The organism is Streptomyces sp. NPDC002773 (genome assembly GCF_040295605.1).
Classification (GTDB): domain Bacteria; phylum Actinomycetota; class Actinomycetes; order Streptomycetales; family Streptomycetaceae; genus Streptomyces.
In genome coordinates, this window is the sequence record NZ_JBEOVO010000006.1 from 43,852 (window position 1) to 58,556 (window position 14,705).

Below are 14,705 nucleotides of genomic sequence, written 5' to 3' on the forward strand. Positions count from 1 at the left end.
GCGGCAGCTCGCGTACCGGTCGTGGTGGCGCTCGCGCCGGTACTGCAACCGGTGGCATCAGGTACGGAAGTGGATTTCACGGATCCTCGAAGCGGTCGGGGAGGCCGCCAGCGCCTGACCGCACGGCTTCAAGCCGCCGAAGCGTCGGGGTAGGCGCAGGGGCTGCACATGCCGAGCGAGGACGGGATGCGGTATCCGGCGTCCCGTCCGCACTCCGGGCAGACCCGCCGGGCCGCATTCGCCTTCGCGAGGGCGGCCCAGCGGGCCGGTGTCATCGGCCGGACCGGGCGGGCCAGATCGATCCGGTAAAGGAAGGCGACCAGCGGGCCGCGGCGTCGGCGGGGCCGTTCGAGCTGAGCCACGACCGGCTGACCGGCCGGCCGCAGCCCCAGCGCACGCAGCTGCCGGAACGTCGCCAGCCCTTCGGGGGCGAGACGCCAGCGGTAGACGGGCAGGGTGCTCATGAGGCGGTCGGGGTGACGCGCCGCCATGCGGCCCGCAGCCGCATCTCACTCGCACTGTGACCAGCCGCCCGGAACCGCAGCGACAGCTCGCGGTACGACAGCGGCGGCGTCTCACCGTCACGGAGATCCGTGACGATCCGGTCGAGTTCGGCATCGCTCAGGGCAGGTGCCGTGTCGAGGGCGCGGACGGGTTCGTAGGGGCCCCAGACGGGGAGTTCCCATCGGGGCTGTGACCCGGGTGTGACGCGGTCCGTCACGCAGGTCAGGGCGCGTGCGGTGCCCTCGCCCTGCCGGGCCGCCTCCAGCGTCGACCAGGCCCCGGAGAGGCGTTCGGCGGTCTCGGCCTGGATGCGCGCGACGCGTGCCCCGGCCTCCGTCACGGCCGTCAGCCGGGTCTCCTCCGTACCCGCCTGAGCCCGCAGCAAGGCACGCGCCACGGCCGCCTCATCGCGGGCCTCCTGCTGAATTCCCCGGATGGCGTCCAGTGCGACCGGGGTGAGCGCGGTGCGCTCCCACAGCCCGTGGACGAGCCACAAGGCCTTGGCCGCGATCGGCAGCCAGGACACGGCCAGCCACGCGCCGGTGGACTCCTCGCCGAGGGCGTGGGCGACGAGGACGCCGGTGGCGACGAGACCGAAGCCCCAGCCGACGGCCGTCACCGCGCTGTTGTGGTCGCCCTGTGCGGCGAGACGCCGCTCGTAGGCGAGGGTGGCCAGCCACCCGCCATCGAGCCCGAGGCCGACCACCAGGGCGATCGGCCAGGGCATCGAGGAGCCGAGCCACATCACGACCACGGCCAACGTCAGGACCATGGACACCACCGTCATGGCGACGGCGGGCGCCACGGTCACCAGCTGCTTCCTCACCACTGGGCACCCCCCTGGGCAGGGCGGACGCCCAGGGCTCCGAGGAGCCGTACCGGGCCGTGCACGTTCAGTTCCTGCCACTCCCACTCGCGGTCCACCGGTTCGAAACCGAGGACAGCGATGGCGGCGGCCCGCGACGCCGCCGAGGGGACACCCGCACCGTCCGCGAACTGTGTGGAGGGCCAGTTCGCGAGCGGGATGCTGTCGTTGGCGACGTACAGCACCCACACCCCGGACCGGGTTTGGGTGAGCTGCGCGCAGTACGCGGTGGGCCGGGCGTGCTGCCACAGCAGAAGCCAGTGGACGGAGACTACGCCGACGGCCGCGAGGGCACCGGCGTAGTGGACGTCCCGGCGGCCAACGGCCAGCCCCAGCACCTCCACGGCGACGCACAGGAGCACCAGGCTCCACAACAGGCGGCGGCTCATGCGGCACCCCCGGGCATCGGCGGGTTGGTCAGACCGGTCATGGCGGCGATCTGGTCGCCGGTGAGCTTGGTGTTCTCGTTCATGGCGTGGGCGGCGGTGCGGATCTCGCGCCACAGCAGCCCGATCTTCTGCCGGGCCATGCCCCGGACCATGTCCCAGGACTTTCCGCCGGCCGGGACGTGGTCGCGGCCGAGCAGGTAGCCATGGGCGGCGAGGGTGTCGATGGCCTGCTCGCGGTCGTGGACGGCGGCGCAGGCGGCGGCCCGCTGTGGCGTCCACAGGCCGTAGGCCATCAGGTACTGGACCTCGGCGAGCGTCCCGGCGGCGCACTGCGCGGCGAAGTGCCACGGCCAGACGTTGGCCGCCTGGAAGCCGGTCTTGCCGGTCAGGCTGTATCCGCCGTCGTCGGTGACGTTCCAGGCGATGACCTCGCTGGTCGTCACGTGGACGCCGTAGGACATGGCGAGCACCGCGTGTCCAGCCTCGTGGAACGCCATGCCGAGCCGGGCCGCCTCGTAGTCGAGCGACGTGTCCAGCCACGGCTTGGGCTGGCCGTTGTGGTCGAGCAGCGCGCTCGGTTCGGGGGCCGTGGCCATCACGCGGCACCGCCCGTCAGCATCGCGACGGCCCGGTTAGTCAGGTCCCGGCGCTCCGCCAGGACCCGGTTGCGGGCCCGGCGGATCCGCCGCTCGTCCAGCTCGGTGGTCGGACGGTCGAGGGTCATGATCTGCGCGTCGAGCAGGTCGACCTCCGCCAGGATCAGCGGCATCTCGGTCTCGATCACGTCCAGCTCCGCGTCCGACGGCTCACCGTCAAACGGGTTGGCCGTAACAACGGCCTGAAGTGCAGCGATGGACTTCATTGGGTGTGTTCCTCTCAGACAGGAACGGCCCGAACCGACCCCCCGGTGTTCCCGCACCGGGGGGTCACGCCGTTAGAACCAGAAACTCCGGCTCCCCTCGACCCCGCCCGTACGGAGCCCCAGGTACGGGGCCCGGACGGGCGGAGGAGGCAACCGGCCGCAGCCAAGCGGCTGCGCAGTCGAGTACGTGTCTGTGCCCCCTGAGGGACGCGCGATCTTTGCCCCTGTCTCACCGCACGTGGACGAACTCCACAGCGGCGGGGCCTACGGCTTGTCGCAGATGCCTGGGCTGTCTTGCTGACGGCCGCGCTCCCCTAGAGCAGGTTGCGGTCCGTCCTCTGTTCAGTTCTCAAGCCAGCTGTCGCTTCCTTAGAGCCGACCCGCTTTCACGGAGCTCTCCGGGCGCTGAAGCTCAGGCAGCACGGCTCATCGGACCGAAGTCCAATGAGGTACATGTATCACCTGTTCCTCATCATGGGGATGGAGGTTCGCGCCGTCAAGTCCCTTGGTTCTTTGGGGGGTGCGAGTCCGTTCCGCTTGATGTCTCAAGCGTGGCCTGAACAGGGCAGACGCTGGACTCCGCAGATGTACGGCTCCGAGACGACTCGCTACGGTGAAAGTCGTCCCAAGTCGTCCCGCCGGGGGGAGAGCACGGCATGGCCAATGAGCGGCTGCGTGGCGCAATCATCGAGAGCGGTCTGACGCTCGAACAAGTCGCTGAGCGTCTTGGGGTGTCCGCTAAGACGGTGGAGCGCTGGATCAACGAGCCCAAGCGGCAGCCGTACCGTCGGTTCAAGTACGCCGCGGCGTCGCTCCTGCAATGCGAGATGTCCTACCTGTGGCCGGAGGAGCGGACGTCCGCCGAGGTCACGGAGGCCGGAAACGCGGAACTGGTGAAGCTGTACCCCCACCGCTCCGTCGTGCCGAACCGGCTCTGGCCGCAGCTCTACGCCGGTGCGACTCGCCACTTCGACGTCCTGGTCTACTCGGGCTTCTGGCTCACCGAGGACGCTGCCTTCCATCAGGTGGTCAAGGAGAAGTCCGCCGCCGGCGTTCCGATCCGGTTCATGCTCGGGGACCCCGACTCCGCTGCGGTTGCTACGCGCGGGGCAGACGAGGGGATCGGCGGAGCGATGGCGAGCAAGATTCGCAACGCCCTGGTCAACTACGCGCCATTGTTCGGCCTCCCCGGTGTGGAGTTCCGGCTCCACTCCACGACGCTCTACAACTCGATCTACCGGGCTGACGACGAGATGCTCGCCAACGGGCACCTGTACGGCGTGGGGGCGTATATTGCCCCGGTCCTGCACGTTCAGCGCATCCCCGGAGGCGAACTGTTTGACGCCTACGCTGAGAGCGTCGAACGGGTCTGGGAGACCGCACGGCGGATCTCCTCACCCACTGACCTGGGAGGTTCCAGCGCATGAGCCGGATTGACTACTTCCGCGATCCTGCGGCCCCGAAGGCCAACTCGGTCGTGCCCTCGGTCACGGCCGTCGTCCGAGACGACGCCGGCAGGCTCCTCGTCATCCACAAGACCGACAACGACTTGTGGGCGCTTCCCGGTGGCGGCCATGACATCGGAGAGCGGATCGCTGACACCGTCGTGCGCGAGGTCCAAGAAGAGACCGGGATCAGGGTCGTGGTGGACGGGATCGTAGGGCTCTACACCGACCCCGAGCACGTGCTCGCCTACGACGACGGCGAGGTCCGGCAGCAGTTCTCGATCTGCTTCCGGGCCCACCCAGTCGGCGGGTCCCTCCGTACGAGCAGCGAATCGAAAGAGGTCCGCTGGATGACTCCAGCGGACCTCGATGAGTTGGACATCCACCCGTCCATGCGGCTGCGCATCCAACACGGCTTGGACGAGTCTCGGCACGAGCCTTACATCGGCTGAGCGCCAGCCGCAGCGGCGGCCAAACGACTCTCTACGCGCTCATTGGCCGCGTAGATCTCCGGGGCTGCCCGCTGGATGAACCGGCCCACGATTGTGTCCGGGCCGTACCGCTGCACGATCTCGTCCAGCCGGGCCGCCGGCGTCGTGTGCTCGCCGGTCGGTGTCGTCGTCATGTCGGACACGATGAGCGCGTCCACCAGCTCGGGCCGCTCCAGCTCGAACTCCATCTCCAGCTCATGCCGGAGCCCCCGCTCCTCGGCTTCCAGGAGAGCGCAGGAGTGATGCGCCACGAGCCGGACGACCCGCTCGTCGGCACCCTCCTGGTCCCTAAGGAACCGAGCCCCGTCGAGCGGGTGGAAGCCGGTGGTGGCGATGGAGGGGGAGTAGCCGATGTCGTGCAGGACGGCGGCGGCCTCCAGCAGCTCGGCATCCCGCCCGAGGATCGGACTCAAGCTACGCGCCCGCTTGGCGACCCCGAGGGAATGCGCCCAGCGGCGCGGCAACTGCTCGGACAGCAGCGATTCGGAGAGCGAGTACGCCCACTTAGTAAGCCCCATGGATGCCAAGGCTACGGCTGCTGGAGTCGGTCGGGGAGAGCACGTACAACGCGACCCTTGCCCCGGACTGTAGACAGTAGACCCGCACCTTCCATCAGCGCGAGGGCACGTCGGACTGCGGTGCGGGACACATCGAACCGATCGCAAAGCGCTGACTCGGAGGGGAACGTGTCACCTACCAGGAGCGAGTCTGCAGCAAGCACGTCAGTCATACGGTCAATGAGCGGAGGGGCGGATGTACCGGACACTTGCCATCCCACACCAGCGACCGGGCTGATTACTGCCTCAGCCTCAAGTGTCTTGAGCGCACGGCGGATGGTGTTACGCGAGACGTCGTACGTGCGCATGAGGGAGGCCTCTGACGGCAGTGTCCTGCTCGTGACGCCTAGCTCGATGTCCTTCCGGAGCATCTCAGCGATGAGTAGGTATGTCCCGCGCGGGCTGACCTGGGGCACGCTACCGATTCCTTCCCGAACGCTGTCCTGGCTCACAGGGATGGCTAGGCCGATGGGTGGGTGTGACTTTGCAGATTCTCGCACCTCCCGTCCACCACGGCGATAGCCTAACGCAACCAGACATATATGGAGGAAGTCATGGAGCCCTACGAGACCTCGGGAAATCCGGAAGAACTCTCAGTCTCTATTTCTTCCGTGCACCTTCAAAATGGAACTTCGATCACCCTCCCCAGGGCGGGAGTAACCGTAATCGTCGGTCCCAACAATGCGGGAAAATCAACGCTAATTCGAGAGATTCTGGCTCACGTCAAACACGGGGTTAGGCGTGAGTATCTCGTCGGATCGGAGAATGTTGTAAAGGAGGTGGATGTTGAAATTTCGGGCACCTTTGAGGATGCGTTCGCTTGGTTCTCTCGGCATGCGAAGCTGACCAAAGTTCCGAACGGTGACTACTTTTCTCGCCCGCAGGGGAGGGTTAGCGTATTGGCGCTGAAGCGCCTCTTTTCGTCCACGCGCCCGGAATCTGGACTAGATGACGCTGCTGAGATGTTCACCTTTTTTGGTGACGCGTGGCAGCGACTGGGAGGGATCAATTCTGTCGATAAGCGGGATGCTTATGATGCGCCAGCGGAAAACCCCCTACATGTCCTCCAGGATCGTCCCGATCTTTTTTCTGAGCTAAATGAGATCTGTCGGCAGATTTTCGGTGTCACTCTGACCCTCGACTCCTTGGGGCGAAGCCTCCATCTTCGCGTAGGTGAAACCGATCTCGAATCGCCTAAGTTCGATGAGGTGACGGAGGAGTACTGGAAAGCGGTATCTCAGCTTCCCATGCTTAGCGCCCAGGGGGACGGCATGAAGAGCCTCGTGGGGCTGATTACACCTCTAGTCACATCCGCATACCCTGTGATCTTTGTTGACGAGCCGGAAGCCTTCCTGCATCCGCCCCAGGCCCTGGCGCTAGGTCAAGTTTTGGGCTCGCAGGCGCGATCCAAAAGGACGCAGGTAATTCTCGCTACGCATGATCGGAACATCCTTTCTGGTTTGCTTCAGTCTGGAGTGGAGGTTTCAATAGTTCGACTGGATAGGTTGCCTGATGGGCGTAATCGAACGCATCAGTTGGAAGTGGAAAGCATCCGAGAGGTCTGGGGAGATCCGGTGCTCAGGTACTCGAATGCCCTGGAAGGGATTTTCCATAAGGCGGTGGTGCTGGCTGAAGCTGAGCGTGATTGCAAGTTCTATGCGTCGGCCCTGGAAAAGCTGGATGGAGCAGAGCCTTCCTTCATTCTCCCCGGAGACATCCTCTGTGTGCCCTCCGGGGGTAAAGATGGGTTTCCGCGACTGGCTAAGGTTATGAAATCTCTCAATGTCCCAGTGGCGGTGAGTCCAGACCTCGATATTTTGAATGATCGTAATAAACTGAAAACCCTGGTTCATTCTGTTGGTGGCGATTGGAGTGCCCTTGAGGGCCTTTACCAGAGGGCCACTGCGGAGTTCAGGAATCCACGTGAGGCGACTACGATCAACCATGTGCTTGAAGCGCTAAATTCCGTTTATGCGGCCAGGCTTGGAGAGCCTTTTAATTCTTCGGTTCGCGCAGAATTTGGCGTGCATATGAGAGCCAAGGAGAGTCCTTGGCAGGAACTCAAGCGATACGGGGTTGCTGCATTTCGAGCGGACAGGGTTTCCGCGAACCTACTCCTTGAGGAATTGCATGCCATCGGCATCGTTCCGGTGCATGTCGGTGAGCTGGAAGGGTTTGCTCCGGGAATTGGCGTAGCCAAGGGCCCCGCATGGTTGGCTGCCGCTCTCCAGGCCAAAGCGCATGAGCAAGAGCCGGCCCGCCAGCATGCTGCGGCGCTACTGGCTGCGGTTTCGAGCATGGCGCAGTACTGACGTCGCATCAGCTTGCGGCGTGAGGTCTGGACGCTGTGTGGACGGCAGAAGGCTTGACCGCCAGTTGCATGAACTGCGCTGCAGGTCAGACCTCTTGTAAGCCCCGACGCAGCAGAAGACTGTAAATCCGTCGGCTTAGCCTACCCAGGTTCGAATCCTGGCGTCGCCACGCGAAGAAGGTCCCCGGTGCTTGCACCGGGGACCTTCACTCGTTGTCCCGTCAGTTTCCGGCCACGTCCTTCACCGCGACCGACAGCGGGGTCGAGCCCGCGATCAGTTCAAGGGTGAGGCCGGCCGTCGCCGGGGTGTCGAGGATCTCCGCGAGGGTGGCCGCCACGTCGTCGCGGGGCACCGGACCGTTGCCCGTACGGGCCTCCAGCCGGACCATGCCCGTCCCCGCGTCGTTCGTCAGGGTGCCAGGGCGCAGGATCGTCCAGTCCAGGGCCGTCCGCGTGCGGACCTCGTCGTCGGCGGACCCCTTGGCGCGGAGGTACGCGTCGAAGATCTCGTCGCCCGGGTGGGACGCGTCCGCACCCATCGACGACACCACGACGAAGCGCCGCACGCCCGCGCGTACCGCCGCGTCCGCGAAGAGCACCGCCGCCGCCCGGTCCACCGTGTCCTTGCGTTCCGCGCCGCTGCCCGAGCCCGCGCCCGCCGCGAAGACGGCCGCGCCGGCGCCCTGGAGGACCGCGGCGACCATCTCGACCGACGCCGACTCCAGGTCCAGGACGACGGGCTCGGCCCCCGCGTCCCTCAGGTCCCCGGCCTGTTCCGGTCTGCGGATGATCCCCGCGACCTCGTGCCCGCCCGCCGAGAGCAGCCTCTCCAGGCGCAGGGCGATCTGTCCGTGTCCTCCAGCGATGACGATGCGCATACTCACGACCGTACGACGGGACCGGCCGGAGGGCTTCCCGGCTCGGGCGGACGCTCCGGGCGCGCCTGGCGCGGCAGGTCGAGGGCCGCCGCCGAGTCGCAGTACTCCCGCACCGCGCTCGTCCGCGCCACCACCCGCCCCCGGTGCACCACGATCCGGCTGTACGCGAGGGACAGCACGCCCGACAGGCGCTCGCCGCGCACCGCGAGCAGCTCCGCGGGGAAACCGGCCTCCACCCGCACCTCCGGCAGCCCCATCGCGCCCCGGGCCTCCGCGCTCACCGCCGCGTACGCCTCCTCGGGCGGCAGCCCGCCGAGCGAGGCAAGCAGGTACGCCGCCTCCAGCGGGTCCCCCCGCCCCACCGGGTTGGACACGTCCCGCAGCGCCCCGCTGCCCGCCGCGACCCGCACCCCGGCCGCCCGCAGCAGCCGTACGGGCGCCGCCCCGCGCCGCTCCGTACCCCCGCAGCCGCCCTGCGGCAGGCACACCACCGTCACGCCGGCCGCCGCCAGCTGGTCCGCCGCCCGCCGCGCCGCGTCGGCGGGAAGCCCGCCGAGGCCCGCGCACGGCCCGATCACCACCCCCGGCCGCAGCCCGCCGGCCATCGCCGCGAGCCGGGCGAGCCGGGCCGGGTCGTCCCCGTCGGTGTGCAGGTCGACCGGGACCCCGTGCTCCGCCGCGACCTCGAGGACCGCCTCCACGTATCCGGCCGGGTCAGGGTCGAGATCCGGACACCCGCCGACCACTCCCGCGCCCATCTTCACCGCGTCCCGCAGCATCGCGAGACCGTCCGCGCCCGCCACCCCGGTGAGCAGCCGGGGTACGGCCACGGCGGAGAGGTCCGCGAGGCCGCGCAGCGAGCGCCGGGCCTGGAGCACGGCTTCGAGCGGCCCGAGCCCCTGCACGTCGCCGATCCGCACGTGCGCGCGGAGCGCGGTCGCGCCGTGGCCGAGCTGGAGCAGCGCGGACTCGGTGGCGCGGCGCTGCACGTCCTCGGGCGCGTACGAGACGGGGCCGGGGGAGTCGGCGGAGAGCGCCGTGTCGGCGTGGGCGTGGGGCTCGGCGGCGGCGGGCAGCAGCAGATAGCCGGCCAGGTCCACGCGCGCGCCCCCGGCGGGGAGGCTCCCGGCCGTGCCGACGGCCTCGATCCGGCCGCCGACCAGCCGTACGTCCACGGTCCGGCCGTCGGTGAGCCGCGCGTGGGAGAGCAGGAGCGAGGCCGAGTCGGCGGTGGTGGCGGCCCCGTCGTCGGGCGGCTGGGGCTGCTTGCTTTCGGCTGACATCGGGGCTCCTCAAGGCTCCTCAAGATCAAGATCACGAAGCGTGGGGCCGAGCCTAGGGGCGCTCGCCACGACCTTCGAGGAGGAGCGCAATAGTCGTACCGATGAGGCCACGAGTGGCGTACGTGACGCCTGGTGAGGACGGTTGCCCAGGGGCCGCGAAACGGATTTGGGTGATGGGCCGGAGACCGTGTAATGTCTTCCTCGCTCGCCCCAATAGCTCAGTCGGTAGAGCGTCTCCATGGTAAGGAGAAGGTCTACGGTTCGATTCCGTATTGGGGCTCTGGTGAGAAGGAACCCGTCTTCGGACGGGATCCGGATCATCAAAGCGGTGTAGCTCAGTCGGTAGAGCAAGCGGCTCATAATCGCTGTGTCACCGGTTCAAGTCCGGTCACCGCTACACACGGTAGCCGATTGCGGGGTCGGTCCTTCGATCGGCTACTCTTTTATGCGTTCATCCGTCCCATCCGTCCAAGGAGCACTCACGTGGCTGCCACCGACGTCCGCCCGAAGATCACGCTGGCCTGCGTGGAGTGCAAGGAGCGGAACTACATCACCAAGAAGAACCGGCGTAACAACCCGGACCGACTTGAGATGAAGAAGCACTGCCCTCGCTGCAACTCGCACACTGCACACCGCGAGACGCGTTAATCAGGCTCGTACACGAGGCCGTCCCCACCAGGGGGCGGCCTCGTGTCGTTTGTCGGCAACATCGGCAAGACCGGCAACATCGGCAACCAATCCAGGAGGTATCGAGTCCATGGCGCTCGACCAGTCCTTCGTGGGCCGGACCTATCCGCCCACCCCGCCCTACGAGGTCGGACGCGAGAAGATCCGCGAGTTCGCCGAGGCGATCGGGGACGCCAATCCCGCGTACACCGACACCGAGGCGGCCAAGGCGCTCGGTCACCCCGAGGTGATCGCCCCGCCCACCTTTGTGTTCGCCATCACATTCAAGGCGGCCGGCGCGGTGATCGAGGACCCGCAGCTGGGTCTCGACTACAGCCGGGTCGTCCACGGCGACCAGAAGTTCGCCTACACCCGGCCCGTACGCGCCGGGGACCGGCTCTCGGTCACCTCCACCATCGAGTCGATCAAGTCCCTCGCGGGCAACGACGTCCTGGACATCCGCGGCGAGGTCCACGACGCCTCAGGCGAGCACGTCGTCACCGCCTGGACCAAGCTCGTCTCCCGCGCACCCGAGGGGGTCTGACCATGACCGCGAAGATCACCTACGACCAGGTCGAGGTCGGCACCGAGCTGCCCGCGCAGAGCTTCCCCGTGACGCGCGCCACGCTCGTCCGGTACGCCGGCGCCTCCGGGGACTTCAACCCCATCCACTGGAACGAGAAGTTCGCGGTGGAGGTCGGTCTCCCCGACGTCATCGCCCACGGCATGTTCACCATGGCCGAGGCGATCCGCGTCGTCACCGACTGGGCCGGCGACCCCGCCGCCGTCGTCGAGTACGGCGTCCGCTTCACCAAGCCGGTCGTCGTCCCCAACGACGACGAGGGCGCCCTCGTCGAGGTCAGCGCCAAGGTCGGCGCGAAGCTGGACGACCAGCGGGTACGGGTGGACCTCACCGCGATGTGCGCCGGACAGAAGGTGCTGGGGATGAGCCGGGCCGTGGTCCGCCTCGCCTGATGGCCGATGTTCCAACCGCAGGTGAAACCTTCCATCCGCGGTTGGAACGTACTCTTGAGCCCGTGCAGCTTCTCCACGACGCCCCCCTCGCCCCCCTGACCACCTTCCGGCTCGGCGGTCCCGCCGCCCGGCTCGTCACCGCCACCACCGACGACGAGGTCGTAGCCGCGGTCCGCGAGGCCGACGCCTCCGGGACGCCGCTCCTGGTCATCGGCGGCGGATCCAACCTGGTCATCGGGGACAAGGGCTTCGACGGCACCGCGCTGCGCATCGCCACCACCGGCTTCTCCCTCGACGGGACCCGGCTCGAGCTCGCCGCGGGCGAGGTCTGGACGGACGCCGTCGCCCGGACCGTCGAGGCCGGACTCGCCGGGATCGAGTGCCTGGCCGGCATCCCCGGCTCGGCCGGTGCGACCCCGATCCAGAACGTCGGCGCGTACGGGCAGGACGTCTCCGCCACCGTGACCGAGGTCGTCGCCTACGACCGGCGCGCCGAGGAGACCGTCACCCTCACCGGCGCCGAGTGCGCCTTCTCGTACCGGCACAGCCTCTTCAAGGACCACCCCGAGCGGTACGTGGTGCTGCGGGTCCGGTTCCAGCTGGAGGACGCGGGCGGCCTCTCCGCGCCGATCAAGTACCCGGAGACCGCCCGCGCCCTCGGCGTCGAGGCGGGGGACCGGGTGCCGCTCGCGCGGGCCCGCGAGACCGTCCTGGCGCTGCGCGCCGGCAAGGGCATGGTCCTGGACGCCGCCGACCACGACACCTGGTCGGCCGGATCGTTCTTCACCAACCCGATCCTTGACGACGACGCGTTCGCCGCCTTCCACGCGCGCGTGGCCGAGCGGCTCGGCGCGGACGTCAGCCCGCCCGCCTTCCCCGCCGGCGAGGGCCTCACCAAGACCTCGGCCGCCTGGCTGATCGACAAGGCCGGGTTCACCAAGGGGTACGGCTCCGGGCCCGCGCGGATCTCCACCAAGCACACGCTCGCCCTCACCAACCGGGGCGAGGCGACCACCGAGGACCTGCTCGCGCTCGCCCGCGAGGTCGTCGCCGGGGTCCGGGACGCCTTCGGGATCACCCTGGTCAACGAGCCCGTGACCGTGGGCGTCGCGCTCTAGTACGCCACGCCCACGCCCTGCTTGACCGTCGCCGGGTCGTCGATCATCGCCAGCATCGCGTGGGCCACGTCCGCGCGGGCAAGGGAGCGGCCCCGGGGCGGGGTGCCGCCGACGACCGTGCGGTAGCGGCCGGTGCGCGGCTTGTCCGTCAGCTTGGGCGGGCGTACCGAGGTCCAGTCGGCGGTGCTCGCGGCGAGGTCGGACTCCATGACCCGGAGGTCGGCGTAGACGTCCTTCAGGACCGTGTTGATGATCGCGAGGACGGCCTTGTCGAGCACCGCATGCCCGTCCGGGACCGGGCCGAGCGGGGCCGCGCTGACCACCAGGAGGCGGCGCACCTTCTCCGCCTCCATGGCCGTGAGTACCGAGCGGGTCAGCCGGGCGGCCACCCCCGCGTCCGCGCGGGAGCGGGCCCCGAGGCCGGAGAGGACCGCGTCCCGGCCCTTGACGGCGCCGCGGAGCGTCTCGGGGTCGGACAGGTCGGCGCGGAGGACCGTCAACCGTTCACCCGTCGCCGTGAGCCCCGCCGGGTTCCGTACCACCGCCGTCACCTCGTGGCCCGAGGCGAGCGCCTGGCCGACGATCTCCCGGCCGATGCCGCCGGTCGCACCGAAGACAGTGAGCTTCATGTCGCACCCTCCCGGGGTGGGTAAGTGTTCACTCACCCCCAGGGTGGGTGGATACTCACTCACGCGTCAAGCGTCGCTGGAGGATGCATGGAACAGAAACCGACCCGGGTACGGATCGTCGACGCGGCCCGCGACCTGATGCGGACGGCGGGGCTCGCCCGCACCACGACCAAGGAGATCGCCAAGGCCGCCGGCTGCTCGGAGGCCGCGCTCTACAAGTACTTCACCAGCAAGGAAGAGCTGTTCCTCGCCGTCCTCAGCGAGCGGCTGCCCCAGCTCGGCGGGCTTCTCGGCACGCTCGCCGTCGACCCCGGCGGCCGCACCGTCGAGGAGAACCTCACCGAGATCGCCCGGCGGGCGGCCCTCTTCTACGAGCAGACCTTCCCGGTCGTCGCCTCCCTCTACGCGGAACCGCAGCTCAAGCAGCGCCACGACGAGGCCATGCGCACGTACGGCAGCGGCCCCCACAAGCCCATCGAGGGCCTCGCCGCCTATCTGCGCGCCGAACAGCGGCACGGCCGCATCGCCGCCGACGCCGACCCGGTGGCCGCCGCGTCCCTGCTCCTCGGCGCCTGCGTCCAGCGCGCCTTCGCCTGGGAGACCACCCCGGACCGCCGACCGCCGGACTCCCTCGACGACTTCGCCCGCGCGCTCGCCCGCACCCTGCTCAGGGGACTCGGCTAGGGCGTGGCCCCCACCCGGCGGTCCGTCAGTCGGCGATCCAGTCGTCGATCCCCGCGAGCAGCTTCGTCCGGATGCCCTCCGGGGCCGCCGAGCCCCGCACCGACTGCCGGGCCAGCTCCGCCAGCTCCGCGTCCGTGAACCCGTGGTGCCGGCGGGCGATCTCGTACTGCGCCGCGAGCCGCGAACCGAACAGCAGCGGGTCGTCCGCGCCGAGCGCCATCGGCACCCCCGCATCGAAGAGGGTCCGCAGCGGTACGTCCTCGTGCCTCTCGTACACCCCGAGCGCCACATTGGACGCCGGGCAGACCTCGCAGGTCACGCCCCGCTCCGCGAGCTTCCGCAGCAGCCTCGGGTCCTCCGCCGACCGCACGCCGTGGCCGACCCGCGTCGCCCGCAGATCGTCCAGGCAGTCCCGTACGGACGCGGGGCCCGTCAGCTCGCCGCCGTGCGGGGCCGCGAGGAGACCGCCGTCACGCGCGATGGCGAAGGCCCGGTCGAAGTCACGCGCCATGCCCCGCCGCTCGTCGTTCGAGAGCCCGAAGCCCACCACGCCCCGGTCCGCGAACCGCACCGCCAGCCGCGCGAGCGTCCGCGCCTCCAGCGGGTGCTTCATCCGGTTCGCCGCCACGAGCACCCGCATCCCGAGGCCGGTGTCCCGCGCGGCCGCGTCGACCGCGTCGAGGATGACCTCGAGGGCCGGGATGAGCCCGCCGAGATGCGGCGCGTACGAGGTGGGGTCGACCTGGATCTCCAGCCAGCCCGAACCGTCCCTGACGTCCTCCTCGGCCGCCTCGCGCACCAGCCGCTGGATGTCCTCGGGCGTGCGCAGACAGGAGCGGGCGATGTCGTAGAGCCGCTGGAAGCGGAACCAGCCGCGCTCGTCGGTCGCCCGCAGCTTCGGAGGCGTACCGCTGCTCAGCGCCTCGGGGAGGTGCACGCCGTACTTGTCGGCCAGCTCGATGAGGGTGGTGGGCCGCATCGAACCGGTGAAGTGCAGGTGCAGATGGGCCTTGGGCAGCAGGGTGAGGTCGCGAACGTGCTCCATTGG

General features: G+C 68.9%; 19 protein-coding genes and 2 tRNA genes. 10 read left to right on the forward strand and 11 right to left on the reverse strand.

The genetic code is table 11. From position 1 onward, the window contains the following. Positions 1–128: 128 nt before the first annotated feature. Genes ABT034_RS10200 through ABT034_RS10220 form a run of 5 tightly spaced genes read right to left on the reverse strand, consistent with a single transcriptional unit; the run spans position 129 to position 2,620 of the window. A complete protein-coding gene (locus ABT034_RS10200) occupies positions 129–464 on the reverse strand; it encodes an RRQRL motif-containing zinc-binding protein (protein ID WP_221745631.1) in 336 nt (111 codons plus the stop codon). Continuing rightward, complete coding sequence (locus ABT034_RS10205) at positions 461–1,318, reverse strand: protein spdB (protein ID WP_502972875.1); 858 nt, start codon at positions 1,316–1,318, stop codon at positions 461–463. Before ABT034_RS10205 ends, ABT034_RS10200 begins: the two co-directional genes overlap by 4 nt. An 8-nt stretch (positions 1,319–1,326) precedes the next feature. Further along, entirely contained in the window at positions 1,327–1,758 is a 432-nt protein-coding gene (locus ABT034_RS10210) for a DUF6303 family protein (protein ID WP_351213325.1), read from the reverse strand. Beyond that, positions 1,755–2,354, reverse strand: coding sequence for a hypothetical protein (locus ABT034_RS10215; RefSeq protein ID WP_351213327.1), 600 nt, complete (start codon positions 2,352–2,354; stop codon positions 1,755–1,757). Before ABT034_RS10215 ends, ABT034_RS10210 begins: the two co-directional genes overlap by 4 nt. Next, positions 2,354–2,620 (reverse strand): DUF6284 family protein, encoded by a 267-nt coding sequence (locus ABT034_RS10220; RefSeq protein ID WP_351213329.1) that lies wholly within the window; start codon positions 2,618–2,620, stop codon positions 2,354–2,356. Before ABT034_RS10220 ends, ABT034_RS10215 begins: the two co-directional genes overlap by 1 nt. A gap of 656 nt (positions 2,621–3,276) precedes the next feature. Between ABT034_RS10220 and ABT034_RS10225 the strand changes: the two genes are divergently transcribed. After that, entirely contained in the window at positions 3,277–4,047 is a 771-nt protein-coding gene (locus ABT034_RS10225) for a helix-turn-helix domain-containing protein (protein ID WP_351213331.1), read from the forward strand. Then, positions 4,044–4,517 carry an NUDIX domain-containing protein gene (locus tag ABT034_RS10230; protein WP_221745624.1) on the forward strand — a complete coding sequence of 158 codons (474 nt, stop codon included), beginning with the start codon at positions 4,044–4,046 and terminating at the stop codon, positions 4,515–4,517. Before ABT034_RS10225 ends, ABT034_RS10230 begins: the two co-directional genes overlap by 4 nt. On the opposite strand, the gene ABT034_RS10235 is transcribed toward ABT034_RS10230, so the two are convergent. Both ABT034_RS10235 and ABT034_RS10240 read right to left on the reverse strand, forming a co-directional pair. Further along, the gene (locus ABT034_RS10235; protein WP_351213333.1) at positions 4,505–5,074 is read right to left on the reverse strand and encodes an HD domain-containing protein; all 570 of its coding nucleotides are present in this window, start codon (positions 5,072–5,074) and stop codon (positions 4,505–4,507) included. The two genes, ABT034_RS10230 and ABT034_RS10235, sit on opposite strands and share 13 nt — an antisense overlap. Before the next feature lie 11 nt (positions 5,075–5,085). Next, positions 5,086–5,613, reverse strand: coding sequence for a GntR family transcriptional regulator (locus tag ABT034_RS10240; RefSeq protein ID WP_351213335.1), 528 nt, complete (start codon positions 5,611–5,613; stop codon positions 5,086–5,088). Positions 5,614–5,667: 54 nt separating this feature from the next. Between ABT034_RS10240 and ABT034_RS10245 the strand changes: the two genes are divergently transcribed. Next, on the forward strand, positions 5,668–7,425 hold the full coding sequence (locus tag ABT034_RS10245) for an ATP-dependent nuclease (RefSeq protein ID WP_351213337.1): 1,758 nt from the start codon (positions 5,668–5,670) through the stop codon (positions 7,423–7,425). A gap of 220 nt (positions 7,426–7,645) precedes the next feature. On the opposite strand, the gene ABT034_RS10250 is transcribed toward ABT034_RS10245, so the two are convergent. Then, positions 7,646–8,302: an NAD(P)H-binding protein gene (locus ABT034_RS10250; protein WP_351213339.1), complete on the reverse strand. Its 657-nt coding sequence runs from the start codon at positions 8,300–8,302 to the stop codon at positions 7,646–7,648. Positions 8,303–8,304: 2 nt separating this feature from the next. After that, positions 8,305–9,585 (reverse strand): amidohydrolase family protein, encoded by a 1,281-nt coding sequence (locus ABT034_RS10255; RefSeq protein ID WP_351213341.1) that lies wholly within the window; start codon positions 9,583–9,585, stop codon positions 8,305–8,307. Positions 9,586–9,792: 207 nt separating this feature from the next. On the opposite strand from ABT034_RS10255, the gene ABT034_RS10260 reads away from it, so the two are divergent. From ABT034_RS10260 to ABT034_RS10285, 6 genes are all read left to right on the forward strand, one after another. Continuing rightward, positions 9,793–9,865, forward strand: a tRNA-Thr gene (locus tag ABT034_RS10260). A gap of 44 nt (positions 9,866–9,909) precedes the next feature. After that, a tRNA-Met gene (locus tag ABT034_RS10265) sits at positions 9,910–9,982 on the forward strand. Between the two features lie 86 nt (positions 9,983–10,068). Beyond that, positions 10,069–10,233, forward strand: coding sequence for a 50S ribosomal protein L33 (gene rpmG / locus ABT034_RS10270; protein ID WP_003956487.1), 165 nt, complete (start codon positions 10,069–10,071; stop codon positions 10,231–10,233). A 109-nt stretch (positions 10,234–10,342) separates the two neighbouring features. Beyond that, positions 10,343–10,795: an FAS1-like dehydratase domain-containing protein gene (locus ABT034_RS10275; protein ID WP_351213343.1), complete on the forward strand. Its 453-nt coding sequence runs from the start codon at positions 10,343–10,345 to the stop codon at positions 10,793–10,795. Between the two features lie 2 nt (positions 10,796–10,797). Continuing rightward, the gene (locus tag ABT034_RS10280) at positions 10,798–11,226 is read left to right on the forward strand and encodes a MaoC family dehydratase (RefSeq protein WP_351213345.1); all 429 of its coding nucleotides are present in this window, start codon (positions 10,798–10,800) and stop codon (positions 11,224–11,226) included. Positions 11,227–11,288: 62 nt separating this feature from the next. Beyond that, a complete protein-coding gene (locus ABT034_RS10285; protein ID WP_351213347.1) occupies positions 11,289–12,344 on the forward strand; it encodes a UDP-N-acetylmuramate dehydrogenase in 1,056 nt (351 codons plus the stop codon). Here the strand turns inward: ABT034_RS10285 and ABT034_RS10290 are convergent. After that, on the reverse strand, positions 12,341–12,973 hold the full coding sequence (locus ABT034_RS10290; RefSeq protein ID WP_351213349.1) for an NAD(P)-dependent oxidoreductase: 633 nt from the start codon (positions 12,971–12,973) through the stop codon (positions 12,341–12,343). The two genes, ABT034_RS10285 and ABT034_RS10290, sit on opposite strands and share 4 nt — an antisense overlap. Before the next feature lie 87 nt (positions 12,974–13,060). Between ABT034_RS10290 and ABT034_RS10295 the strand changes: the two genes are divergently transcribed. Next, on the forward strand, positions 13,061–13,657 hold the full coding sequence (locus ABT034_RS10295) for a TetR/AcrR family transcriptional regulator (RefSeq protein WP_351213351.1): 597 nt from the start codon (positions 13,061–13,063) through the stop codon (positions 13,655–13,657). A 25-nt stretch (positions 13,658–13,682) separates the two neighbouring features. On the opposite strand, the gene ABT034_RS10300 is transcribed toward ABT034_RS10295, so the two are convergent. Further along, complete coding sequence (locus ABT034_RS10300; protein WP_351213353.1) at positions 13,683–14,702, reverse strand: adenosine deaminase; 1,020 nt, start codon at positions 14,700–14,702, stop codon at positions 13,683–13,685. Positions 14,703–14,705 lie beyond the last annotated feature (3 nt).

Coding starts and splice junctions, on each gene's coding strand:
- ABT034_RS10225 (WP_351213331.1), top strand. CDS start 3,277: ATGGCCAATGAGCGGCTGCGTGGCGCAATCATCGAGAGCGGTCTGACG.
- ABT034_RS10215 (WP_351213327.1), bottom strand. CDS start 2,354: ATGGCCACGGCCCCCGAACCGAGCGCGCTGCTCGACCACAACGGCCAG.
- ABT034_RS10275 (WP_351213343.1), top strand. CDS start 10,343: ATGGCGCTCGACCAGTCCTTCGTGGGCCGGACCTATCCGCCCACCCCG.
- ABT034_RS10250 (WP_351213339.1), bottom strand. CDS start 8,302: ATGCGCATCGTCATCGCTGGAGGACACGGACAGATCGCCCTGCGCCTG.
- ABT034_RS10220 (WP_351213329.1), bottom strand. CDS start 2,620: ATGAAGTCCATCGCTGCACTTCAGGCCGTTGTTACGGCCAACCCGTTT.
- ABT034_RS10295 (WP_351213351.1), top strand. CDS start 13,061: ATGGAACAGAAACCGACCCGGGTACGGATCGTCGACGCGGCCCGCGAC.
- ABT034_RS10300 (WP_351213353.1), bottom strand. CDS start 14,702: ATGGAGCACGTTCGCGACCTCACCCTGCTGCCCAAGGCCCATCTGCAC.
- ABT034_RS10255 (WP_351213341.1), bottom strand. CDS start 9,585: ATGTCAGCCGAAAGCAAGCAGCCCCAGCCGCCCGACGACGGGGCCGCC.
- ABT034_RS10290 (WP_351213349.1), bottom strand. CDS start 12,973: ATGAAGCTCACTGTCTTCGGTGCGACCGGCGGCATCGGCCGGGAGATC.
- ABT034_RS10235 (WP_351213333.1), bottom strand. CDS start 5,074: ATGGGGCTTACTAAGTGGGCGTACTCGCTCTCCGAATCGCTGCTGTCC.
- ABT034_RS10280 (WP_351213345.1), top strand. CDS start 10,798: ATGACCGCGAAGATCACCTACGACCAGGTCGAGGTCGGCACCGAGCTG.
- ABT034_RS10230 (WP_221745624.1), top strand. CDS start 4,044: ATGAGCCGGATTGACTACTTCCGCGATCCTGCGGCCCCGAAGGCCAAC.
- ABT034_RS10245 (WP_351213337.1), top strand. CDS start 5,668: ATGGAGCCCTACGAGACCTCGGGAAATCCGGAAGAACTCTCAGTCTCT.
- ABT034_RS10210 (WP_351213325.1), bottom strand. CDS start 1,758: ATGAGCCGCCGCCTGTTGTGGAGCCTGGTGCTCCTGTGCGTCGCCGTG.
- ABT034_RS10200 (WP_221745631.1), bottom strand. CDS start 464: ATGAGCACCCTGCCCGTCTACCGCTGGCGTCTCGCCCCCGAAGGGCTG.